At 62.8% G+C, this 22,687-nt stretch carries 21 protein-coding genes; 13 read left to right on the top strand and 8 right to left on the bottom strand.

The window, feature by feature from the left end; all coding sequences use genetic code 11:
* The first annotated feature begins 1 nt into the window (after position 1).
* The gene (gene coaE, locus RA302_RS15750) at positions 2 to 1,216 is read left to right on the top strand and encodes a dephospho-CoA kinase (RefSeq protein ID WP_047272286.1); all 1,215 of its coding nucleotides are present in this window, start codon (positions 2 to 4) and stop codon (positions 1,214 to 1,216) included.
* 4 nt (positions 1,217 to 1,220) lie between these two features.
* Here the strand turns inward: coaE and RA302_RS15745 are convergent, their stop codons facing one another.
* Positions 1,221 to 1,739, bottom strand: coding sequence for a DUF402 domain-containing protein (locus RA302_RS15745; protein ID WP_003944071.1), 519 nt, complete (start codon positions 1,737 to 1,739; stop codon positions 1,221 to 1,223).
* 86 nt (positions 1,740 to 1,825) lie between these two features.
* Here RA302_RS15745 and uvrB point away from each other — a divergent pair, with 86 nt between their 5' ends.
* The 3 genes from uvrB to RA302_RS15730 all read left to right on the top strand — a co-directional run bounded on the left by uvrB (position 1,826) and on the right by RA302_RS15730 (position 5,550).
* Positions 1,826 to 3,988, top strand: a complete 2,163-nt coding sequence (gene uvrB, locus RA302_RS15740) for an excinuclease ABC subunit UvrB (RefSeq protein ID WP_338477306.1) — start codon at positions 1,826 to 1,828, stop codon at positions 3,986 to 3,988.
* 45 nt (positions 3,989 to 4,033) lie between these two features.
* Entirely contained in the window at positions 4,034 to 4,909 is an 876-nt protein-coding gene (locus tag RA302_RS15735) for a hypothetical protein (RefSeq protein ID WP_007728746.1), read from the top strand.
* A 188-nt stretch (positions 4,910 to 5,097) separates the two neighbouring features.
* A complete protein-coding gene (locus tag RA302_RS15730) occupies positions 5,098 to 5,550 on the top strand; it encodes a universal stress protein (protein ID WP_003944055.1) in 453 nt (150 codons plus the stop codon).
* A 1-nt stretch (position 5,551) separates the two neighbouring features.
* On the opposite strand, the gene RA302_RS15725 is transcribed toward RA302_RS15730, so the two are convergent.
* The 3 genes from RA302_RS15725 to RA302_RS15715 all read right to left on the bottom strand — a co-directional run bounded on the left by RA302_RS15725 (position 5,552) and on the right by RA302_RS15715 (position 9,443).
* Positions 5,552 to 6,013, bottom strand: a complete 462-nt coding sequence (locus RA302_RS15725) for a DUF732 domain-containing protein (RefSeq protein ID WP_064112538.1) — start codon at positions 6,011 to 6,013, stop codon at positions 5,552 to 5,554.
* A gap of 83 nt (positions 6,014 to 6,096) precedes the next feature.
* Positions 6,097 to 8,379 (bottom strand): ATP-binding domain-containing protein, encoded by a 2,283-nt coding sequence (locus tag RA302_RS15720; RefSeq protein WP_064074470.1) that lies wholly within the window; start codon positions 8,377 to 8,379, stop codon positions 6,097 to 6,099.
* A 131-nt stretch (positions 8,380 to 8,510) separates the two neighbouring features.
* Positions 8,511 to 9,443: a DoxX family protein gene (locus RA302_RS15715; RefSeq protein WP_003944048.1), complete on the bottom strand. Its 933-nt coding sequence runs from the start codon at positions 9,441 to 9,443 to the stop codon at positions 8,511 to 8,513.
* Positions 9,444 to 9,660: 217 nt separating this feature from the next.
* Here RA302_RS15715 and RA302_RS15710 point away from each other — a divergent pair, with 217 nt between their 5' ends.
* Positions 9,661 to 10,053 carry a DUF2716 domain-containing protein gene (locus RA302_RS15710; protein WP_228401016.1) on the top strand — a complete coding sequence of 131 codons (393 nt, stop codon included), beginning with the start codon at positions 9,661 to 9,663 and terminating at the stop codon, positions 10,051 to 10,053.
* 27 nt (positions 10,054 to 10,080) lie between these two features.
* Here the strand turns inward: RA302_RS15710 and RA302_RS15705 are convergent, their stop codons facing one another.
* A complete protein-coding gene (locus RA302_RS15705; protein WP_070160597.1) occupies positions 10,081 to 10,767 on the bottom strand; it encodes an MBL fold metallo-hydrolase in 687 nt (228 codons plus the stop codon).
* A 174-nt stretch (positions 10,768 to 10,941) separates the two neighbouring features.
* Between RA302_RS15705 and uvrA the strand changes: the two genes are divergently transcribed.
* Positions 10,942 to 13,902, top strand: a complete 2,961-nt coding sequence (uvrA, locus tag RA302_RS15700) for an excinuclease ABC subunit UvrA (RefSeq protein WP_024487477.1) — start codon at positions 10,942 to 10,944, stop codon at positions 13,900 to 13,902.
* A 71-nt stretch (positions 13,903 to 13,973) separates the two neighbouring features.
* Here the strand turns inward: uvrA and RA302_RS15695 are convergent, their stop codons facing one another.
* Entirely contained in the window at positions 13,974 to 14,681 is a 708-nt protein-coding gene (locus RA302_RS15695; protein ID WP_070160599.1) for an alpha/beta hydrolase, read from the bottom strand.
* Between the two features lie 80 nt (positions 14,682 to 14,761).
* Here RA302_RS15695 and RA302_RS15690 point away from each other — a divergent pair, with 80 nt between their 5' ends.
* Positions 14,762 to 15,472 carry a WYL domain-containing protein gene (locus RA302_RS15690; RefSeq protein WP_047270467.1) on the top strand — a complete coding sequence of 237 codons (711 nt, stop codon included), beginning with the start codon at positions 14,762 to 14,764 and terminating at the stop codon, positions 15,470 to 15,472.
* A gap of 5 nt (positions 15,473 to 15,477) precedes the next feature.
* Here the strand turns inward: RA302_RS15690 and RA302_RS15685 are convergent, their stop codons facing one another.
* On the bottom strand, positions 15,478 to 15,894 hold the full coding sequence (locus RA302_RS15685) for a DUF1801 domain-containing protein (RefSeq protein ID WP_003944044.1): 417 nt from the start codon (positions 15,892 to 15,894) through the stop codon (positions 15,478 to 15,480).
* A gap of 1 nt (position 15,895) precedes the next feature.
* The gene (locus RA302_RS15680; protein ID WP_007736262.1) at positions 15,896 to 16,264 is read right to left on the bottom strand and encodes a DUF1844 domain-containing protein; all 369 of its coding nucleotides are present in this window, start codon (positions 16,262 to 16,264) and stop codon (positions 15,896 to 15,898) included.
* Positions 16,265 to 16,633: 369 nt separating this feature from the next.
* Between RA302_RS15680 and infC the strand changes: the two genes are divergently transcribed.
* From infC to pheT, 6 genes are all read left to right on the top strand, one after another.
* Entirely contained in the window at positions 16,634 to 17,326 is a 693-nt protein-coding gene (infC, locus tag RA302_RS15675) for a translation initiation factor IF-3 (protein ID WP_003944008.1), read from the top strand.
* Positions 17,327 to 17,369: 43 nt separating this feature from the next.
* Positions 17,370 to 17,564 (top strand): 50S ribosomal protein L35, encoded by a 195-nt coding sequence (gene rpmI / locus RA302_RS15670; RefSeq protein WP_003944043.1) that lies wholly within the window; start codon positions 17,370 to 17,372, stop codon positions 17,562 to 17,564.
* 63 nt (positions 17,565 to 17,627) lie between these two features.
* A complete protein-coding gene (gene rplT / locus RA302_RS15665; protein ID WP_003944011.1) occupies positions 17,628 to 18,017 on the top strand; it encodes a 50S ribosomal protein L20 in 390 nt (129 codons plus the stop codon).
* A gap of 23 nt (positions 18,018 to 18,040) precedes the next feature.
* Positions 18,041 to 18,871 carry an RNA methyltransferase gene (locus RA302_RS15660; protein ID WP_070160601.1) on the top strand — a complete coding sequence of 277 codons (831 nt, stop codon included), beginning with the start codon at positions 18,041 to 18,043 and terminating at the stop codon, positions 18,869 to 18,871.
* A 170-nt stretch (positions 18,872 to 19,041) separates the two neighbouring features.
* The gene (gene pheS / locus RA302_RS15655) at positions 19,042 to 20,112 is read left to right on the top strand and encodes a phenylalanine--tRNA ligase subunit alpha (RefSeq protein WP_042450484.1); all 1,071 of its coding nucleotides are present in this window, start codon (positions 19,042 to 19,044) and stop codon (positions 20,110 to 20,112) included.
* Positions 20,113 to 20,172: 60 nt separating this feature from the next.
* A complete protein-coding gene (pheT, locus tag RA302_RS15650) occupies positions 20,173 to 22,659 on the top strand; it encodes a phenylalanine--tRNA ligase subunit beta (RefSeq protein WP_070160604.1) in 2,487 nt (828 codons plus the stop codon).
* Positions 22,660 to 22,687 lie beyond the last annotated feature (28 nt).

Here is a 22,687-nt window from a genome sequence, read left to right as displayed (position 1 = left end):
TGTGTTGAGAGTTGGCCTCACTGGAGGCATCGGAGCCGGTAAGTCGACAGTGTCGAAAATCCTCAGCGAACTGGGAGCCGTCATCGTCGACGCCGACCTGATCGCCCGAGAAGTGGTCGAGCCCGGTACTCCGGGACTTGCCGCTCTGGTCGATGCATTCGGCGACGGGATTCTGTCCGAGGACGGCAGCCTCAACCGACCCGCGCTAGCGTCGTTGGCGTTTGCCGACGACACGTCACGCGGAACTCTCAACGGCATCCTCCACCCACTGATCGGTGCGCGGACGATGGAGCAGATTTCGTCTGCGCCGTCGGATGCAGTGCTCGTTCAAGATATTCCGCTGTTGGTCGAGGGTTCGATGGCGCCGGCATTCAATCTGGTCGTCATCGTTTACGTCGACGAGGAGGAACGAGTTCGGCGCTTGGTGGGCTCGCGCGGCATGCCTGAATCCGACGCTCGTGCGCGCATCGCAGCGCAGGCAAATGACGATCAGCGTCGTGCTGTTGCCGACGTGTGGCTCGACAACAGCGGAGAGCCGGGTTCACTCGACGACGTGGTCCGCGACTTGTGGGCGAATCGACTTGTTCCCTTCGAGAAGAACCTCCGCGAGGGCACGGTAGTGCGCGCACTGCCCGAGCTGACTCCAGCCGACCCGTCGTGGCCGGCGCAGGCCGAACGAATCATCGGCCGGTTGTCGTTGGCGTCCGGTGACCGTGCGCGCCGTATCGATCACATCGGATCGACCGCAGTGCCTGGTCTCGATGCCAAGGACGTGATCGACATTCAGATCACTGTCGAGCACCTCGGCGTTGCCGACGACCTCGCGGAAGATCTGGCCGCTGCCGGGTTCCCCCGGATCGAGCACATCGTCGCCGACGACCCGAAACCGTCGTACCTCGGTGGCGAGACCGATCCGGCGGTGTGGGCGAAGCGAATTCACGGAAGCGCCGATCCAGGGCGCCGCGCGAACATCCACATTCGGGTGGATGGTTGGCCGGGTCAGCAGTTCGCGATCCTCTTCCGTGACTGGCTTCGCGCCGACGCAGCGGCGCGTGCCGAATATGCCGAACTCAAGGTCAAGGCAGCCGAGAGTGCCGCCGGCATCGACGACTACGCCGCTGCGATCGATGCCTACCTGGGAGTCAAGACGCCGTGGTTCGACGCCGCTTTCCACCGGGCATGGGAGTGGGCCGAGAAATCAGGCTGGTCCCTCTAACCACTCAGCGCCACGTGACCGGCATGCCCACCGAGGTGAGCCAGGCGTCGAGATCGTGACCGTGGGCGGCGATGCCCTCGATAGCGCGGGCCGCGTTCAGCATCGCACGCTCTGACGTCTTCGGGTCGAGAATCCCGGCGGTGTTCGCCTCGAGCAATTCGTCGACGTCGAGCAATTCGACGCTGCGTCCGGTCTGCACGATCAGGTCGAGGTAGTGGTCCTCGGACGTCCAGACCTGGTCGCCGCGGATGAAGTCGCCGATGTCGACATAGAAATCCCAGTCTCGGATGTGTTCCGGGGTGAAGTGCAGGATCGACGCCCGAATTCCGAGTTCGGGAATGATCCAGGACTCCAGGTAGTGAAACCGGGGATGGTCGGCGTGGCGCGCCATGTACAGCCCCCACGGTTCTTCGCGGTAGTGCTCGACCGGGCGAACGAAGCCCTTGGGATCGACGTTGGTGCGAGCGGCGATGTCGAAGGTTTCGACCTTCGGCCGGTGAATGTGGGGACGTTCCTCGCTCATGGTCGAAGAACCTACCGCCGAACTGCATTTTCGGCTGAACGCGGACGAGCGGGCATTGTGTCGGTAGGTGCGCTTACCCTGGTTTCATGGCGTTTGCTTCCGAACATCCCGTGGTCGCACATTCCGAGTTTCGGCCGGTTGGTGACATCGAGCGCTCAGACGCGCGCTTCGAGGTCGTCAGCCCGTACGAACCGGCAGGCGATCAGCCGGCAGCTATCGCCGAGCTGGAGAAACGGATCAACGAGGGGGAGAAGGACGTAGTCCTCCTCGGTGCGACCGGTACCGGCAAGTCGGCCACGACTGCGTGGTTGATCGAGAAGCTGCAGCGCCCGGCTCTGGTGATGGCTCCGAACAAGACTTTGGCGGCTCAGCTCGCGAACGAGCTTCGGGAAATGCTACCCAACAACGCGGTCGAGTACTTCGTCTCGTACTACGACTACTACCAACCCGAGGCGTACATCGCCCAGACGGACACCTACATCGAGAAGGATTCGTCCGTCAACGACGATGTCGAGCGGCTGCGCCACTCGGCGACGTCCAGCCTTCTGTCACGACGGGACGTGGTCGTGGTGGCATCGGTGTCGTGCATCTACGGCCTCGGTACACCGCAGTCGTACCTCGATCGCTCGATTCAGCTGGACGTCGGTGTGGAGGTGCCGCGGGATGCATTCCTGCGTCTGCTCGTCGACGTTCAGTACAACCGCAACGACATGGCGTTCACGCGAGGTTCGTTCCGCGTGCGCGGCGACACGGTCGAGATCATTCCGTCGTACGAAGAGCTGGCGGTCCGCATCGAATTCTTCGGTGACGAGATCGAGGCACTGTACTTCCTCCATCCACTGACTGGTGACATCGTTCGCCAGGTCGACACGGTTCGTATCTTCCCGGCGACGCACTACGTCGCCGGCCCTGAACGCATGGAGCGTGCCGCCAAGGACATCGAGGCGGAACTCGAAGAGCGACTCGCCGAGCTCGAAGGCAAGGGCAAGCTCCTCGAGGCTCAGCGTCTACGCATGCGTACGCAGTACGACCTCGAGATGATCAAACAGGTCGGATTCTGCTCCGGCATCGAGAACTACTCGCGCCACATCGACGGCCGTGGCCCTGGAACTGCCCCCGCAACCTTGATCGACTACTTCCCGGAAGATTTCCTTCTGGTCATCGACGAGTCGCACGTGACGGTTCCTCAGATCGGCGCCATGTACGAGGGCGATATGTCGCGCAAGCGAAACCTGGTCGAGTTCGGATTCCGGCTACCGTCGGCAACAGACAACCGCCCTCTGACTTGGGAAGAATTCAGTCAGCGGATCGGTCAGACCGTCTACTTGTCGGCGACACCAGGTAAGTACGAGTTGGGTCAGTCCGGCGGTGAGTTCGTCGAGCAGGTGATCCGCCCGACCGGATTGATCGATCCCGAGGTCATCGTCAAACCCACCAAGGGACAGATCGACGATCTCGTTCACGAAATCCGCGAGCGAGCGGAACGTGACGAGCGTGTGCTGGTCACGACGTTGACCAAGAAGATGTCGGAAGATCTGACCGATTACCTGCTCGAACTCGGTATTCGCGTCCGTTACCTGCACTCGGATATCGATACGCTCCGGCGAGTCGAGTTGCTCCGTCAGCTCCGCCTGGGGGAGTACGACGTGCTGGTCGGCATCAACCTCCTGCGTGAGGGACTCGACCTTCCCGAGGTGTCGCTGGTCGCGATTCTCGATGCCGACAAAGAAGGTTTCCTACGTAGCTCCACCAGCCTCATTCAGACGATCGGCCGAGCGGCTCGAAATGTATCCGGTCAAGTGCACATGTATGCGGACAAGATCACCGCTTCCATGGCGCAGGCCATCGAGGAAACCGAGCGACGACGCGAGAAGCAGGTCGCCTACAACGAGAAGATGGGCGTCGACCCACAACCTCTACGCAAGAAGATCGCGGACATTCTCGATCAGGTGTACGAGGAGGCAGAGGACACTGCGGCGTCCGTGGACGTCGGTGGTTCGGGTCGCAATGCGACGCGTGGTCGGCGTGCGCAGGGTGAGGCCGGTCGTGCGGTCAGTGCGGGTGTGTACGAGGGGCGCGACACCAAATCGATGCCTCGGGCCGAATTGGCAGATCTGGTCAAGGAACTCACCGATCAGATGATGAACGCTGCACGTGACCTTCAGTTCGAGTTGGCTGGGCGATTGCGAGACGAAATCTCGGATTTGAAGAAGGAGCTTCGAGGAATGGACGCCGCGGGTCTCAAGTAGGTCGCCTCGCGTGCGTTCGTGCTTTCGACCGCTACGGTTTCAGGTATGGATGCACAGACTGCAGGCAAGACCGCGCGGACTCTCGAACTTCTCCATTCCTTGGCGTACTTCGTCCCGGAGACGGAGAAGGAACTTGTCGGCGTCGGGTTGGAGCCTGGCCGAATGGTGTACTTTGCCGGGCGATCAGCTCCGCTCGGCGCTCCACCCGCGACTGTCGTCACGGCCACCTTCTTCAACTTCAATCCTGAATTGATCGCCAGTGTCATCCCACGTGCCTGGGAATTGGCAAGGCCCACAGAGGTTGTCGCCGCGCGGTATCGGGCAATCGACGCGGCGTACGTCCGCCTGTTCGGTGCAGACGTGACAGGATCGGCGGACATGGCCGAGGCCGCCGAACTCGTGTCGATCGCTGCCCAGAACATTCCTGGAGTGGACGGCCGCCCTCTGTACGCGGGTTGGGCGTCGCTCGACTGGCCGGCCGAGCCGCACCTGCGTTTCTGGCACGCGCTGACACTGCTGCGTGAGTATCGCGGTGACGGCCACATTGCGGCCCTTCAGACCGCGGGATTGAACGGCCTGGACGCGTTGATCACGCACACCGCGACGGGAATCGGGTTTCAGCGCAAATTCGCGCAGACTCGTCGCGGATGGTCGCAGGAACAGTGGGACGAGGCCGTCGAGAGTTTGAAGGACCGCGAACTGCTCGATCGTTCGTCCGGTGCGCTGACCGAGGACGGGCAGGACTTGCGTGACGTCGTCGAAGACCTGACGGACGACCTCGCTTTGGCTCCGTGGGATGCGCTGGGTGAGGAGGGTGCCAAGCGGTTGCTGGAATTGGCGACGCCGTGGCGTACCGCCCTGGTCGAGCAGGAAGTATTTCCGGCGGCGCTGTTCGGGCCCCGCTTCGGCAAACTTCGCTGAGTGGTCACCACCGAACAAATGTGTCTGTGACGAAGAATCACATTCACTGTGGGCTTGTGGCGTGTACTGCAAATAACACTATCCGCGGCACAATCCCGCTAATGTCAGCGCAGCGGTTGTCGAGCGGGCGCAACAGCGTTGCGCCCGGTGCCGGCCGTACCGTCCGTCCCGTAACCATGGAGGAATGAATGAGTGCCTACCGGACCGTTGTCGTAGGAACCGATGGCTCCGAGTCGTCACTGAAGGCAGTCGACAGAGCTGCCGCCATTGCCAGTGGCTCGGACGCTCAGCTCGTCATCGCGTGTGCGTACTACCCGGCTGATCCCAAGGACGTGAGCGCTGCCGCTGATGCGTTGGGTAACGAGGCCTACCAGGTCACCGGTTCCGCTCCGACCTACGAGATCCTTCGCACCGCTCGTGAGCGCGCACATGCCCAGGGGGCAAAGGATGTTGTCGAGCGCGCCGTCGTCGGCGCTCCCGTCGAATCGCTTCTCGCTTTGCTCGACGAGGTGAAGGGCGACTTGCTGGTCGTCGGAAATCGCGGATTGAACACGTTGACCGGGCGTCTACTCGGATCGGTGCCTTCCGATGCCGCACGCAAGGCGACGTCCGATGTCCTGATCGTGCACACCGTTCGCTGAACTACCGGCAGTAGTCGGCCTCGGCCGCATCGACGAACACTTCAGCCAGCTGATCGGCGCTGGGGGGTGTTGTCGATGCGGCCGAGCCGTTTCCGGAGGTGACCATTGGTTCGCTTGCTCCGTTCAGCGATACCGCCCGCAGATTCGCGATGATCATCGCTCGATCCGTTCCGGCCGCGAGCTGCTGGCAGACGCCGTCACCGAGCGCCTGCAACATGTCGTCGGAAAAGGCGGGCGTGACCCCGGTAGACGCGAGCGCCGCCCGCAGCCGTTCTGCCTCGTCTACCGGTTTTTCGGTCGGTGCGGCAGCAACAGCAGCGATGTCGTCGCTGCCTGCAGCAGCCGTCGAACTCGAATCATCCTCTGAGCAACCGGCTGTCACCGCCGCAAGCATCCCGACGCCGATCACCACGCGAGCGATCTTGCGGATGGGTGCGGCGGAACTTGAGGGCAGGCCAAGCACGAGGGGTCATTCCTTCAGTCGTCGACACAAATTGGAGTGACACCACCATTCGTGGTGTCACGCACGAACCTACTCCGTGATGCTCACGAATCGAAGGCCAACTCTGCTGCTTCGACGCCGTCGAGAACCGAGGGGAGCGACTCGACGTGAATGATGCCGAGCCTCTGGGTAGCGCGGGTCAATGCGACGTAGAGGTCGTTCGTTCCGCGTGGTGACTCGTCGAGAATGTCGGCAGGTTCGACGATCAACACTGTGTCGAACTCGAGTCCCTTGACGTCCTTGACGGACAGGACGCTTACGGTGTCACTCGCAATGCCCGCCAGATCGGCAACGACCTCGGAACCGGCGATCACTGCGGTGATACCGGGATGCGACTCGGACTCGATGCAACGGCGCACGGTCGATTCCAATTCTTCGGCCGTGGTCTTGAGCGCCCACGGCGCGAATCCGCTGTCGCGTACCGACCGGGGCACGGATTGCTCCGGGTCGATCTCTTCGAGCACACGGTGCGCGACATCCATGATCTCCGAGGGAGTTCGGTAGTTGACGGTCAGTTCGGTGAGCTTCCAGCGCTTGGCGACGTAAGGCTCGAGAATCTTCTGCCAGGACGAAGTTCCCGCGGGATCACCGGTCTGAGCTGTATCGCCGACCAACGTCATCCAGCGATTCGGTATGCGCCGCATCAGCATTCGCCACGCCATTTCGGAGAGCTCTTGGGCTTCGTCGACGATCACGTGACCGTAGGTCCAGGTTCGGTCGCCGGCAGCGCGTTCTGCCGTGGTCTGGCGCTGGCCCTGATCGTGGCGTTGGGCGAGTTGGCTGGCGTCGATCAAGTCGTACGCCATCAAGATCTCGGGATCCATCTCGTCTTCGAGATCCTGTGGTGCAGACCCGGTGAGGATGTCGAGGGCGCCCTGGGCGTCGGCGATCTGCGCGCGCCATTCACGTTGTGCGCGTTCGCGTTCGGCGGCGTCGTCGACGCCGAGAATCTCGGCCAGTTCGTCGAGCAGGGGAGCATCGGCCGCACTGAAACCCGGTCCGACGCTCTGCAGAAGCTCGTCGCGTTGGGCGTCGTCGAGTTGCGGCGCTGCCTTGGCCAACCTCGCCGGCGACGTCCACAGTTCCGCGAGGATTTGCTGCGGCGACAATTCGGGCCACAGCTTTCCGATGGCGGACATGATGTCAGGGTCCTCACGCATCTCGTCGCGAATGTCGGCGATGTCGTCCCGACTGAGGAGTGACCCACCGTCGACGAGGTTTCCGCCGATGAGTTCGGCCATCTGCAGTGCCAACGCCTCGATGACTGCTGCCACGAAGATCGGGCGCGCCAGGTTGTGTGGGCGACGCGACGACCGAGCACGCCCGCGCGCCTTCGTGACAGTCTTGCGATCCAGTTTCAAGTCGTACGTGTCGAATCGAAGGGTTATCGGCTTCGACGGAACTTCCTGCCGATCCCGGACGGCGTTCTTGAGCACGTCGAGGATCGCGAGGGAACCCTTGATCTCACCGGCGGCGAGGGAATCCGTACGAGTCGCACGCACTCCGGGGTACAGGTCCCCGATCGTCGAGAGTAGAACTCCGGTCTCACCGAGTGAAGGAAGGACCTGGCTGATGTAGTCGAGGAACGTCGCGTTCGGCCCGATGATAAGAACACCGGCCTTGGCCAGTTGCTGGCGGTAGGTGTAGAGCAAGAAGGCGGCACGGTGAAGGGCGACTGCGGTTTTGCCGGTACCCGGACCGCCCTGGACGACCAAAACGCTCTTGTGCTCGGAGCGGATGATGGCATCCTGCTCACTCTGAATGGTCTCGACGATGTCGTTCATCTGACCCGTACGCGCTGCGTTCAGAGCGTCCAGGAGAGCGCTCTCACCGGCGACGCCGCCGGCTTCGGTCACCACGCCGGCGGCTCGGGCAGCGTCGAGGTCCAGGTATTCGTCGTTGATTCCGGTGACTGTTCGGCTCCGACTGCGGATATGGCGTCGTCGCTTGACGCCCTCAGGTGCCGCGGGCGTCGCCAGATAGAACGGGCGTGCCATCGGAGCTCGCCAGTCGAGCAGTAGCGTTTCGTAGTCGTTGTCGGTGTCCAGAATTCCGAGTCGGCCGACGTAGCGTCGCTCGTCGTCGAAGTCGATGCGTCCGAAACACATTCCGTTCTCGGCTGCGTCGTACTTGGCGAGATCCTCGGTGTACATGGCATTGAAGGATTCGCGTTCACTGCGTGCTTGCGGGGTTCCGCCGGTCTCGAGGAGCACCGTGCTCAAGCGAGTTTGGGCATACTTTCGAAGATCGTCGAGACGGGAGTACAACATCGTCACGTACTGCTGCTCGAGCTCTTGCTCGTTCAGTGACGGGTCCGCGTCGGGCAAAGGATCTCCTAGGCTTGATGAGAAATTCACGCGCTGCAAAAGCGCCAAGACAGTCTAGTTCCCCCAGATGAACTGCCGCATAGATACAGGTCAGGCCACCCGAAGGTGGCCTGACCTTGTTTTCGGTGCACTCAGTGCGTCAATTCGTCCTTCTTGGCGCGAGCCTTTTCGAGCGCCTTCTCGGCGCGCTTTCGGGCACGCTTACCCAGCACCTCGGTCTGCTCCGACGCCGTTTCGGCCCACTCGTTGCTCTTCTCGAGGGCGAGTTCGGCGAACTCAGAGCTGCGCTTGCTCGCCAGCTCTGCCAGTTCGGCGCTGCGCTCGCGTGCGGTTTCGGCCAGTTCGGAGCCGCGCTTCTGCGCGACTTCGAGGATGTCCGGGCCGCGTTCCTTGGCGACCTCTCCGAATTCCGCGGCTCGCTTGCTCGCGATCTCCGCAAACTCGGAGCTGCGCTCCTTCGCAAGTTCGAGCCAATCCGTGCCGTGTGCCTTCGCGGTTTCGGCAAGCTCGGAACCGCGTTCGGACGCCACCGACAGAGCATGCTCGACGCGATCGCTCGTGTGATCGGTCTGCGATGCGACCAAAGGAAGTGCTGCGGCGATAGACGCCTGGGCCTTCTTCGCGGCGCGACGGCCGCGCCAGCCGAGCGACGGCTTGCCCTCGGTGTCGACGGAGGCGATCATCAGTCCGCCGAGCAAACTGACGTTCTTGATGAAGTTTGTGCGCTGCATCGCTCGCAGTGACGGATCGGTTTCGTTCCAGAAGTCGTGACCGGCAAGCGTGGTCGGTACCAGGCTCCCCGCGAGCACCAACGACGCGAGCCGCGGCGCCTTGCCGGTGGCCAGCAGCGCACCGCCACCGATCTGGACGGCGGCGTTGATCTTGACGAGTGTTTCCGGATCAGCAGGCACCTTCTGCGTCACTGCTCCTGGCAGCGTCTCGACGGATTTGTCGATCAGCGGTGACGCTTTGGCTGCTCGCTGAGCAGGGTTGCGCAAAGCATCGATTCCCCCGGCGATGAAGATCGTGGAAAGCAGTGGACGAGCAATTCGACGTACCAGCATGTTTCAAGCCTCCCGATGTAGGTTCGTTTTCCACCCTAGCGATCTCACAAGGAATTGGTCCGGTTCGGCGATCCCGGCACGCCTGACCCGGTTGACGGATTCCTGGTCGCCGAAACGCGCTGTACTGCGACGATGACTTCTCCACTGATCCGGACACACCGTTCTGAAGTATCCGTTACCGCGTATCCGCATACGGCGTGTTCGAAGGTGTCACACAATGCACACCGATCAACCACCATGGAGTGGTTGCCACGAAGATATCGCTGAGCCGACGCCGTCCGCGGTCTTCGATTCGGGTGCGGCGCCAGCTGCGACTCCAGGGGCGTGGGCCGCTCGCGTGGATGCGATCCACGCCGAAGCGCTGCGCTGTTTTGTCACCGAATGGAACGACGATCCCAACTTCGTCGTTCTGGATTGGCAGCATCCGGGCTACACCTTCGACACGGAGGCACATGCTGCTGCGAAGGAGCTTGCGGAGTGGCGTGTCCCGGTCTATCCGAACGGCGACTACTACATATTCAGTCGTGACGACTTCACGGAAGGGACTCTGTCGACCTGGCTTCCGCGACTTCGAGTCAACGGTGAACAGGTCGACAGCCAAGTCGGTTAGCGGGTCCAGTACGGAACAGGTGAAACGTCACCAACCGCGTTCGCGCCACTCCGCCAGGTGCGGGCGCTCGGCGCCGAGCGTCGTGTCCTTGCCATGCCCGGGGTAGACGACGGTCGCGTCGTCGTACCTTCCGAACAGCTTGTTTTCCACGTCGTCGAGCAGAGAAGTGAACTTCTCGGGGTCGGCGGTCTTGCCTACTCCGCCGGGGAAGAGTGAGTCGCCGGTGAAGAGGTGAACCTGTCCGCTCGGTTCGGTGAGAGCCAGCGCGATGGAGCCGGGCGTGTGGCCGGACAGGTGAATGACGTCGAGGCTCAAGTTGCCAACGGTCACCTTGTCGCCGTCTTCGAGGAGTACGTCCGGGGTGACGGGAAGGACCTCTGAGTCGAGGGGGTGTGCGGCCGTCGGCACCTTGGTTGCGGCGTGAACGTCTTCGAGGGCCAACCAGTGATCGCCGTGCTGGTGGGTGGTGACGATGGAATCGAAAACAGGTGCTTCCTGTTCGATGAGCGCGATGATCTTCTCGGCTTCGTTGGCCGCATCGATCAGGAGAGATTTCCCGGTCGTGGAACAGACGACGAGGTAAGTGTTGTTGTCCATGGGGCCGACCGACATCTTCGTGATGACGGCGCCTTCGACTGTGCGCCGCTGAGGGGCAGAATCGGGGGAGACCTGACCGGTGTAGGAGTCGTCGATCACGATGGGCTGATTCGTCATGAAACGCAGGCTACCTTCGAATAGGGGCAGGTAGAGCGATGGGCTCGCCTGGTGAGAAAAACGTGTCGGTGGCTCGGCCTACGATGACGATCGCTCGAGGACTCGCGTTTGCGAGGCCACTCGAGACTTCTCCGGGGGGACGGCCCCGGACGATTGACAATGAAGGGAATTGGTGTGGCGGATCGCCTGATCGTGCGGGGTGCGCGTGAGCACAATCTGCGAGGAGTCGATCTCGACCTCCCGCGAGACAGCCTGATCGTCTTCACCGGGTTGTCCGGCTCCGGCAAGTCCAGCCTCGCGTTCGACACGATCTTCGCCGAAGGTCAGCGCCGCTACGTCGAGTCGCTCTCGGCATACGCGCGTCAGTTCCTCGGTCAGATGGACAAGCCGGATGTGGACTTCATCGAGGGATTGTCTCCTGCGGTGTCGATCGACCAGAAGTCGACCAACCGCAACCCCCGTTCGACGGTGGGCACCATTACCGAGGTCTACGACTACCTCCGACTTCTCTATGCCCGCGCAGGTTCGGCGCACTGCCCGGTGTGTGGTGAGAAGATCGCACGTCAGACGCCCCAGCAGATCGTCGACCAGGTGCTCGAGATGGAGGAGGGCATCAAGTTCCAGGTCCTCGCACCAGTGGTCCGTACTCGTAAGGGCGAGTTCGTCGATCTCTTCGATCAGCTCAACACCCAGGGCTACTCGCGAGTGCGCGTCGACGGTGTCGTCCATTCGCTGGCGGATCCGCCGAAGCTCAAGAAGCAGGAAAAGCACGACATCGAAGTAGTGGTCGACCGATTGCAGGTCAAGGCGAGTTCGAAGCAGCGCCTGACCGACTCGGTCGAGACCGCACTTCGCTTGGCTGAAGGCATCGTGGTCCTCGACTTCGTCGACCGTGAAGAAAATGCACCTGATCGTGAGCGTCGTTTCTCCGAGAAGCTGGCCTGCCCGAATGGCCACGCACTCGCGATCGACGATCTCGAACCGCGCTCGTTCTCCTTCAACTCGCCCTACGGCGCCTGCCCGGAATGCACCGGCCTCGGTATCCGCAAGGAGGTCGACCCGGATCTGGTGGTTCCCGATCCCGACCTGAGTCTCGAAGACGGTGCAATCGCGCCGTGGTCGATGGGCCAGAGTTCCGAGTACTTCGGACGGTTGCTGTCCGGCCTCGGCGACATTCTCGGATTCGACATGAAGACGCCGTGGAACAAGTTGCCGGCGAAGGCCCGCAAAGCAATCCTCGAAGGCAGTGAGGAGCAGGTTCACGTCCGTTACAAGAACCGGTACGGCCGTACCCGTTCTTACTACGCGGAGTTCGAAGGTGTGATGCCGTTCCTGCATCGCCGGCTCGAGCAGACCGAATCGGATCAGATGAAGGAACGGTACGACGGGTACATGCGCGACACCCCGTGCCCGGCGTGTGGTGGTGCTCGGCTGCGCCCGGAAATCCTGTCGGTAACTATCGCGGCTGGGGACTTCGGCAGTAAGTCCATCGCCGAGGTCTGTGAACTGTCGATCTCCGATTGCGCGGACTTCTTGAACAGCCTCACTCTCGGCTCGCGCGAAGAGGCGATTGCGGGTCAGGTCCTCAAGGAAGTTCAGGCACGACTCGGGTTCCTGCTCGACGTCGGCTTGGAATACCTTTCCCTCTCGCGTGCCGCTGGCACGTTGTCCGGTGGCGAGGCCCAGCGAATCCGCTTGGCAACGCAGATCGGTTCCGGACTCGTCGGCGTGCTGTACGTACTCGACGAGCCGTCCATCGGCCTGCATCAGCGTGACAATCGACGACTGATCGAAACCCTGACGCGCTTGCGCGACCTCGGCAACACGCTGATCGTCGTCGAGCACGACGAAGACACTATCCGCACGTCCGACTGGGTAGTCGACATCGGACCGTACGCCGGCGAGCACGGTGGCAAGGTCGTCCACAGCGGGCCATACGAAGAACTGCTGACGTGTGAAGAATCTCTGACCGGCGCCTACCTGTCAGGTCGTAGCTTCATCGAGGTTCCGGCCATTCGTCGACCGGTGGACCGCAAACGCCAGGTCACGGTCGTCGGAGCTCGCGAGCACAATCTCGACGGCATCGACGTGAGTTTCCCGCTGGGTGTTCTCACCGCTGTCACTGGCGTCTCCGGTTCGGGCAAGTCGACGTTGGTCAACGACATTCTCGCGACCGTCATGGCGAACAAACTCAACGGTGCACGCCAGGTACCTGGGCGTCACACACGAATCAACGGTCTCGATCAGCTGGACAAGCTCGTGCAGGTCGATCAGTCTCCGATCGGCCGGACTCCACGATCGAACGCGGCGACGTACACCGGCGTGTTCGACAAGATCCGAACCCTGTTCGCGGCCACGACGGAAGCGAAAGTCCGCGGTTACCAGCCCGGCCGATTCTCGTTCAACGTCAAGGGTGGACGCTGCGAGGCGTGCTCCGGCGACGGAACCTTGAAGATCGAGATGAACTTCCTGCCGGACGTGTACGTGCCCTGCGAGGTATGCCACGGCGCTCGGTACAACCGCGAAACGCTCGAGGTCCACTACAAGGGCAAGTCGATCGCCGAGGTACTCGACATGCCTATCGAGGAAGCAGCCGAGTTCTTCCAGCCGGTCACCTCAATTCACCGGTACCTCAAGACGCTGGTCGACGTCGGCCTGGGCTATGTCCGACTGGGTCAGCCGGCTCCGACTCTGTCCGGTGGTGAAGCGCAGCGCGTCAAGCTCGCCGCCGAATTGCAGAAGCGGTCCACCGGTCGCACGGTGTACATCCTCGACGAGCCCACCACGGGTCTGCATTTCGAGGACATCCGCAAGCTCCTGATCGTGATCAACGGTCTGGTGGACAAGGGCAACAGCGTGATCGTGATCGAGCACAATCTCGACGTGATCAAGACGTCGGACTGGGTCGTCGATATGGGGCCCGAAGGTGGATCCGGCGGCGGAACCGTTGTGGCGCAAGGTACGCCGGAAGACGTTGCCGCGGTCCCCGAGAGCTACACGGGCAAGTTCCTCAGTGAGGTTCTCACCGCGCAGCACGCGCCGGTCAAGGCCAAGCCGATCACCAAGAAGCGTGCGACGAAGGCAGTTGCCGCAAAGAAGGCCGCGCCACGGAAGAAAGCCGCTTCCGTGAGCTAGTAGAACGTGAGGAAGTAGAAATCGGTCAGTGATGCCGGGTCGGAATCGACCCGGCATCACTGCTTTGTCGATCAGGAAGTGCTGGCCTCGAGAATTACGTTGGCGACCTCTTCGGGGCGCGACCACATCGGCCAATGGCCGGTCGGGAGGTCGACGTACGTCACGGGGAGTTTCGCCAGTTCGGCGGCCATCGGATGACCTCCGTCGGCCATCTGGGCGATCACCGCGGAGGGGAAGGTGCTGCAAACGACGGTTGACGGCACCTGGTAGCGCTTTTCGTTCGTCAGGACAATCGGCTCACGCGCGGGCCCAGCCGGTTCGGGTACCGCGTTGGCGCGGAACGTCTCCAGAGCTTTCTCGTCGAGTCCTTCGAGGCTGCTGCCGTCCGCTTCGAGTTCTGCCCACGTGGGGAGCGGAATCTCGATGACATCGGAAGCCAGATCCGGTCGCAGCGCTGCGCCGTCGGGCATGGGGCCCGAGTCGACGTAGACGATCCGAGCGACGCGATCCGAGATGCGATCGGTGACGGCGTACCCCACCGGGCCGGCGCCGCTGTGTACGACCAAGACCGTGCGCTCGTCGGAGTCCGATACGGCGTCGACGACTGCACGGACGTGAGCGTCGAAGGTGACCGCTGATCGATCTGTGTCTACTGCGTCGAGCCCGGGCAGTGTCAGGCTGGTCACGCGGGTGTCGGAACGTTCGAGGTGTGGGAGTACTGCATCCCAAGCCCATGAACCGAGCCAGAATCCGGGAACAAGAACGATGTGAGTTTTCATGTACTCACAGTGCACCCGGGTTGGTGACAACAGAGTGTCACCAATTATGTCACCGTTTGGTATCGGAATCTGAGACACTGGTGAACGTGAATCGAGCTGCGAGATTGCATGCTCTCGTCGAGGAACTTCGGCGACAGGGCGATCGAGGGACTACGTGCTCCCGATTGTCCGAGGAATTCGGTGTCACCACCCGGACGATCAAGAGGGATATCGAGACGCTGATGATGTCGGGTGCGGCGATCGAAGCGCGCTCAGGCCCCGGGGGTGGTTACCGACTCGTAGGTCGCGCCACGCTACCGCCGGTGAATTTCACTGTTCCGCAAGCAGTTTCGATCGCGTTGGCCTTGACGGCGATGGGTGATGCTCCGTTTGCGCCGGATGGACGAGCAGCGCTGGCGAAACTGCTCGATGTGATGGACGAGGAGAGTCGTCGCAAGGTCGCGGAGCTCGGTGGCCGCGTGTGGATTCGCGGTGACGGCGGGGCTCTGACGGATTCGCGCGCGAACCGGCAGGCCGTCGAGCAAGGTCTCGAGCAGAGTCGCGTCGTGTCGTTGCACTACGTGGATGGGGACGGTGCGGAGACGGTGCGGGCAGTTGAGCCGCACATTCTGGCGCAGGACCGTGGGCAGTGGTTTCTCATCGGCTGGTGTCGCCAGCGCGACGCGGTGCGGTGGTTTCGACTCGATCGAATGCGTCGGGCCACGCTGACGAACGATCACTTCACACCACGCGATTCGACCGTCTTCGGGCAACCGCCCGAAGACGCTCGGCCTGTTTCTCCCCGTAGGTGAGTGACTCAGTCGATCATGTTGCGGGCTGCGGCAACGGAATCCGTGATCAGTTCGGTCAGGGCCGTCATATCGACGTCGCTCAGCCGTTTGACGTACAGGCAGCCCTTGCCGATTTTGTGCTTGCCGAGGCGAGCGAGCGTGTCGGTGTAGTCGTCGAAGTTCAGCGACAAGTACAACGTGAGCGCGGTGGCCCTGGGGGAGAATCCGATCAGTGGGGTGTCACCTTCGTGGCCACTCGCATATCGGTAGTGCCGTGCCCCGAATCCGATGATGCTCGAGCCCCACATGACAGCAGGCTCGCCGGTTGCGGCCGACAGCAGGGAGATCAGCTCCACGGCGTCGGCGCGTTTGCGGTCGTCGACGCGTGAAATGAATGCGTCGACGTCCTCGGGCGTCGGTTGAGTCTTGTTGGCGGTTGCCAACTCAGTAGACCGGACCGGTGAATTTCTCGCCCGGTCCCTTTCCTGGCTCGTCCGGGTGCGAGGACGCCTCACGGAATGCGCGCTGCAGGGCTTGGAGGCCTTCACGGATGGGTCCGGCATGAGGGCCGAGGTATTCGACCGACGCAGTCACGAGTCCGGCAAGTGCCGTGATGACGCGACGCGCTTCGTCGAGGTCCAGGTAGGGGCTGGAAGACGGATCGGCGTCGGAGAGGCCGAGTTTTTCGGCAGCCGAACTCATCAGCATCACTGCAGCGCGGCTGATGACCTCGACCGCGGGAACTTCGGAGAGTTCGCGGACGTCGGGGTTCGCGCCGTCGGTGTTCTGTTCTGCCTCGAAGTTCTCACTCATGGATGTAAGGATTCCATCAGGCCGTGACGGTGTTGAATCGGGCCTCTCCCGGCAGCACTGGGAGCGGCACCGATTTCTTTCATCTGTGGCGACCTGTTACTCTTGTTGCAACGACCGCCTCCGACTTGTTCGGGGGCAGCAAGTGGAGTCCGACTCCCACCTCTGCGCGGCAGGTGAAACTGCAGTTCAGTGGTTCCGGTCACCTGTTATCGGAGATCATTCTTCGTCAGGTTCCTCGCTCAGTCGAGGAGATAGGTTTCGGCGTGAGCTGGATCTTATGTGATCGGTCGACATCGGGCCCCGCGGATGAGCAATCATCACAGCGGGGCTTTTTTGTTGGGGTGCGGGCGGTACGGGCTGCGTGCGGTCATGAAGACCGCACCGTTCAACCTAGGAGGCCCCATCAGCACTGAGACCCGCATCAACGATCGTATCCGCGTTCCCGAGGTTCGTTTGGTCGGACCTGGCGGCGAACAGGTAGGCATCGTGCGTGTTGAAGATGCACTCCGCTTGGCCCTTGAGGCCGACCTCGACCTGGTCGAGGTAGCTCCTGACGCCCGTCCACCGGTCTGCAAGATCATGGACTACGGCAAGTTCAAGTACGAGGCTGCACAGAAGGCACGTGAGTCACGTAAGAACCAGCAGCTGACGGTCATCAAGGAGCAGAAGCTCCGACCCAAGATCGACGACCACGACTACGAGACCAAGAAGCGCAACGTCGTTCGCTTCCTCGAAGCCGGTTCCAAGGTCAAGGTCACGATCATGTTCCGCGGACGTGAGCAGTCACGCCCCGAACTCGGCTACCGCCTTCTGCAGCGTCTGGGAGCAGACGTCGCAGATCTCGGATTCGTCGAAACCTCGGCAAAGCAGGACGGCCGAAACATGACGATGGTCCTGGCACCGCACAAGGGCGCCAAGACTCGTGTCAAGGCGCAGGAGAGCGCTCAGGCGCCAGTGGCTCAGGCTGCTCCGCGTCCGGCTCCGGCCGCACCGGCTTCCAGTGAAGCAGCTCCGGAAGCACCGGCGACCGGCGATGCCGCTCCCGAGGCTCCGGCCAGCTAGTCGATTTCCCAAGATCCACCACGTAACAAGAACTGAGGACTCCATGCCCAAGATGAAGAGCCACAGCGGCGCCTCGAAGCGATTCAAGGTGTCCGGCAGCGGAAAGCTCATGCGCCAGAAGGCCGGCCGTCGCCACCTTCTCGAGCACAAGTCCAGCAGGGTTACCCGTCGTCTCGACGGTGTCGCTGTTGTCAGCCCTGACGACGCTCCGCGCATCAAGCGCATGCTCGGCATCTGAGTCGCCCCCTTACTGACCACCCGGGGCCGTACTTTCAGCCCCTAGATTGACAGGATTTTTCAAGTGGCACGCGTAAAGAGGGCGGTCAACGCCCAGAAGAAGCGTCGTTCAATTCTTGCTGCATCCAGCGGCTACCGTGGACAGCGTTCGCGTCTGTACACCAAGGCCAAGGAGCAGCAGCTCCACTCGCTCACCTACGCGTACCGCGACCGTCGTGCGCGCAAGGGCGAGTTCCGCAAGCTGTGGATCACGCGTATCAACGCTGCAGCTCGTGCAAACGACATCACGTACAACCGCCTCATCCAGGGCCTGCGTCTGGCAGAGGTCGACGTCGACCGCAAGATCCTGGCCGAGCTCGCTGTCTCCGATGCCGAGGCCTTTGCCGGCCTGGTCGCACTCGCGAAGGCCGCTCTGCCGGCTGACGTGAACGCTCCTGCCGGAGAAGCAGCCTGATTCACGCATCACAGCAACGGCCCGTGGACCCGCTCACCGAGCGGACTCCGCGGGTCGTTTCTGCTGTCAAGCTCCTGCGCACAGCAGAACGACGCAAAGCAGGACGTTTCCTCGTCGAGGGCGAGAACTCGGTCACCGAACTGTTGAACGGTGCACTCTCGAATGGCGAGGCCCGCCCGGTACACGACCTCTTCTACACCGAGGACGCAGCCGAGCGCTATCAGCACGTCATCGATCGGGCGCTGACCGCTGGAGTTCGTGTTGCACTTGTGACCGATCGAGCCATCAAAGCTCTCAGCGATACCGTCACGCCGCCCGGACTCGTTGCCGTCAGCGATCTACTGGGCGTACCGCTGAGCGCAGCCGTCCATCAGGAGACCCGCCTGCTCGCAGTGCCGGTCGAGGTCAACGAACCAGGTAACGCGGGCACCGTCATTCGCATCGCCGACGCAGTGGGTGCCGATGCGGCAATCCTCGCCGGCGACAGCGTCGATCCGCATAACGGCAAGGTCGTTCGTTCGTCGGCGGGCAGCCTGTTTCACCTGCCAGTCGTCCGCGATCGAGACACAGTGTCGGTGATCGAGCAGATTCGCGCAGCCGGCATTCAGATTCTCGCGACTGCAGCTGACGGCGAGGTCGATCTCGACGAGGCCGACGAGTTGCTGAGCAAGCCGACGGCCTGGCTGTTCGGTAACGAAGCGCACGGTCTCGATCCGGCGATCGCCGCGCAGGCTGATCATCGGGTCAGGATTCCGATCCATGGCCGCGCCGAAAGCTTGAACCTCGCGACAGCGGCGGCAATTTGCCTGTACGCAAGCGCGCGGGTGCAAAATCGCGCCACCGATCACGGCTGAAAACGCACGCGAAGACCTCACGGAATCCCATTTGCGGAAGCCTGAGACAATACAAGAGCAGAGACAATGCTCGAGCGAGTTCGAAAGCTCGCTCGCAGTACAAGAAGTAAGCAGTACAAGAAGCACGCAGTACGAGAAGTAAACCGAGAAGCGACAGGAGCGTCACAGCCGTGGCCAAAAATGAGGGCGCGACACCGCCGGAGGTCGACGCGAGTGTACTCACCGAAGAGGCGTTGACCGCTGCGGCTGAGAACGCCGAGAAGGCGCTGGCGGACGCCGCTGACCTGGACGCGCTGGCGCACGTCAAGGTGGAGCACCTGGGGGACAAGTCCCCGATCGCCCTCGCGCGCCGGGGTCTCGGCAGCCTTCCGGGCAAGGAAAAGGCGGACGCCGGTAAGCGCGTCAACATCTTCCGCACTCGGATCAACAACGCGTACGACGCTCGTCGTGAGGTCCTCCTCGCCGAGCGTGACGCCGCGGTGTTGGTTGCCGAGGCAATCGACGTCACTCTGCCTTCCGATCGCCACCCCGCCGGGGCGCGTCACCCGATCAGCCTGATTTCCGAGCAGGTCGCCGACGTATTCGTCGCGATGGGTTGGGAAGTTGCCGAGGGTCCGGAGGTGGAGACCGAGCACTTCAACTTCGACGCGCTCAACTTCTTGCCGGATCACCCTGCCCGTACGATGCAGGACACCTTCCACCTGGCACCCGAGAACTCGCGCCAGGTGCTGCGTACCCACACCTCGCCGGTGCAGGTCCGCACGATGCTCTCGCGTGAGGTGCCGATCTACGTGGTGTGCCCGGGCCGCACGTTCCGCACCGACGAACTCGATGCGACGCACACGCCTGTCTTCTCGCAGGTCGAGGGCCTGGCCGTCGACAAGGGCCTGACCATGGCCAATCTGCGCGGAACTCTCGACGCGTTCGCTCGCGCCCTTTTCGGCCCCGAGACGCGTACCCGTATGCGCCCCAACTACTTCCCGTTCACGGAACCGTCGGCCGAGGTCGACGTCTGGTTCGCGAACAAGAAGGGCGGCGCAGGCTGGGTCGAGTGGGGCGGCTGCGGCATGGTCAACCCGAACGTTCTGCGCGCCAGCGGTATCGATCCCGACGAGTACTCGGGTTTCGCATTCGGCATGGGCCTCGAGCGGACCCTGCAGTTCCGCAACGGTATCCCGGACATGCGCGACATCGTCGAAGGTGACGTGCGTTTCACGCTGCCCTTCGGTGTCGCAGGCTGACCGATCCGGTCCGCGGAACCTTCACAAAGACTTATCGACAAACGAGAGAGCTGAGCAGACGTGCGAGTAGCGCAATCCTGGCTGACCGAGATCCTGCAGCGGGCAACTCCGGACTGGGAGGTGACACCGGAAGAGCTGGACGCCGGGTTCGTCCGGGTGGGACTCGAAGTCGAGGAACTCGACACACTCGAGGCGATCGACGGCCCGTTGGTCGTCGGCAAGGTCGTCTCCATCACCGAACTGACCGAGTTCAAGAAGCCGATCCGCTTCTGCCAGGTCGAGGTCGGCGAACCCGAGCCTCGCGGCATCGTCTGTGGCGCACGCAATTTCAACGAGGGTGACCTCGTCGTCGTTGCGCTGCCCGGCGCAGTGCTGCCCGGCGGATTCGAAATCGCCACTCGCAAGACGTACGGCCAGGTGTCCGACGGCATGATCTGCTCCGTCTCGGAACTCGGTATCGGCAAAGACCATTCGGGCATCTTGGTGCTCGAGCCTGGTACCGCCGAACCCGGCGCCGACGGCAACGAGTTGCTCGGTCTCGGTGACACGATCATCGAACTGAACATCACCCCGGACCGTGGCTACTGCTTCTCGGTCCGTGGTCTCACGCGAGAGCTCGCGTGCGGCTTCGATCTCGAATACGCCGATCCCGCTTCGGTTCCCGCGCACCCGGCTGAGGGTGAAGCCTGGCCGGTGCGCCTCGAACCGGAGTCCAAGGCTTCGCGTTTCGTGATGCGGAAGATCACGGGTATCGATCCGCAGGCAGTGAGCCCGTGGTGGCTGCAGCGTCGACTTCTGCTCTCGGGTGTTCGCCCGATCTCGCCGGCCGTCGACGTCACCAACTACGTGATGCTCGAACTCGGCCAACCTCTGCACGCGTTCGATGCGACCACCGTGCAGGGCGACCTGGTGGTCCGTCGCGCCAAGGCGGGGGAGAAGCTGACGACGCTCGACGACGTCGAACGCACGCTCGATCCCGAAGACGTTGTCATCGCCGACGATTCCGGAGTCATCTCGCTGGCTGCCGTCATGGGCGGCGCAACCACCGAGGTGGGAACGGCAACGACGGACATCCTCCTCGAAGGAGCTACTTGGGATCCGCTCGCAGTCTTCAAGACGGCGCGCCGGCACAAGCTGCCGAGTGAGGCGAGCAAGCGTTTCGAGCGCGTCGTCGATCCGGCGATTCCGCTCGCGGCCGTCGACCGCGCAGCCGCTCTGCTGGTCGAGATTGCCGGCGGACGGATCGAACCGGTCCTGACCGACGTGGGCGATGTCGCCCCTCGCGCTGCCATTCGCATGGATATCGACCTGCCCGACCGTGTCGCCGGAGTCACGTACCCCAACGGCACCGCAGCTCGCCGCCTCACCCAGGTTGGCTGCAACGTCGAGGTCGGCGTCAGCGAAGAGGGACACGGCCAGTTGGTCGCGACGCCGCCGTCGTGGCGTCCGGACCTGGTGCAGCCTGCGGACCTCGTCGAGGAAGTTCTTCGCCTCGAAGGTCTCGAGCAGATCCCGTCTGTGCTTCCCGCCGCTCCGGCCGGACGTGGGTTGACTCCGTCGCAGCGGCGAAAGCGCACGGTCTCGAAGGCCGTGGCTCACGCCGGTTACATCGAGGTCCTTCCTCCGGTCTTCCTGCCGACGAACGTCTTCGACGTCTGGGGCCTCGACGCGGATGATCCGCGCCGCAACACCAGCAAGGTCCTCAACCCGCTCGAAGCCGATCGTCCGGAGTTGGCGACCACGCTGCTCCCGGGTCTGCTGGAGATCCTGGCTCGCAACGCTTCTCGCGATCAGCGTGATCTGTCGCTGTACGGCATCGCACAGGTCGTCCTGCCGGGCCCCGACACCAAGCCGGTGGATGCATTGCCGGTGGATCGTCGTCCGACGGACGAGCAGATCGCGAACCTGATCGCGTCGTTGCCGGCTCAGCCCGTGCACATCGCTGCAGTGTTGAGTGGTTTGCGTGAGCCGAGCGGCCCCTGGGGCCCTGGCCGTCAGGCCGAGGCTTCGGACACTTTTGCAGCAGTGCGGGTCATTGCAGCTGCAGCAGGCGTCGAGGTGGAACTGCGTGCGGCGCAGTACCTGCCGTGGCATCCCGGCCGTTGCGCCGAGGTTGTCGTTGACGGCAACGTAGTCGGTCATGCGGGCGAACTGCATCCGGCTGTTCTCGAGCGTGCGGGATTGCCTGCGCGCACTTGTGCACTGGAGATCGACCTCGACGCTTTGCCGTTGGTCGAGAACCTGCCGGCGCCGCGCATTTCGCCCTTCCCCGCAGTGCTCCAGGACGTGGCGGTTGTTGTCGATCGCGATATTCCTGCGGCGAAGGTCCAGGAAGCTCTGCGTTCCGGCGGCGGCGAACTTCTCGAAGACATTCGCCTCTTCGACGTCTTCGAGGGCGAGCAGGTCGGTGAAGGCCGCAAGTCGCTCGCGTTCGCGTTGCGATTCCGTGGTGTCGACCGGACGCTGACCGAGGACGAGGCCAGTGCCGCGCGTGATGCGGCAGTGGAGGCGGCTTCCAAGGCCGTCGGTGCGCAGATGCGCGGCTGATTTCCTCAACTGATCACAGAGCCCACGT

The organism is Rhodococcus sp. DN22 (genome assembly GCF_036669995.1).
GTDB lineage: Bacteria > Actinomycetota > Actinomycetes > Mycobacteriales > Mycobacteriaceae > Rhodococcus_F > Rhodococcus_F erythropolis.
Note: the sequence above shows the minus strand (reverse complement) of the source record. Positions and strands in the feature narration are given on the sequence as shown.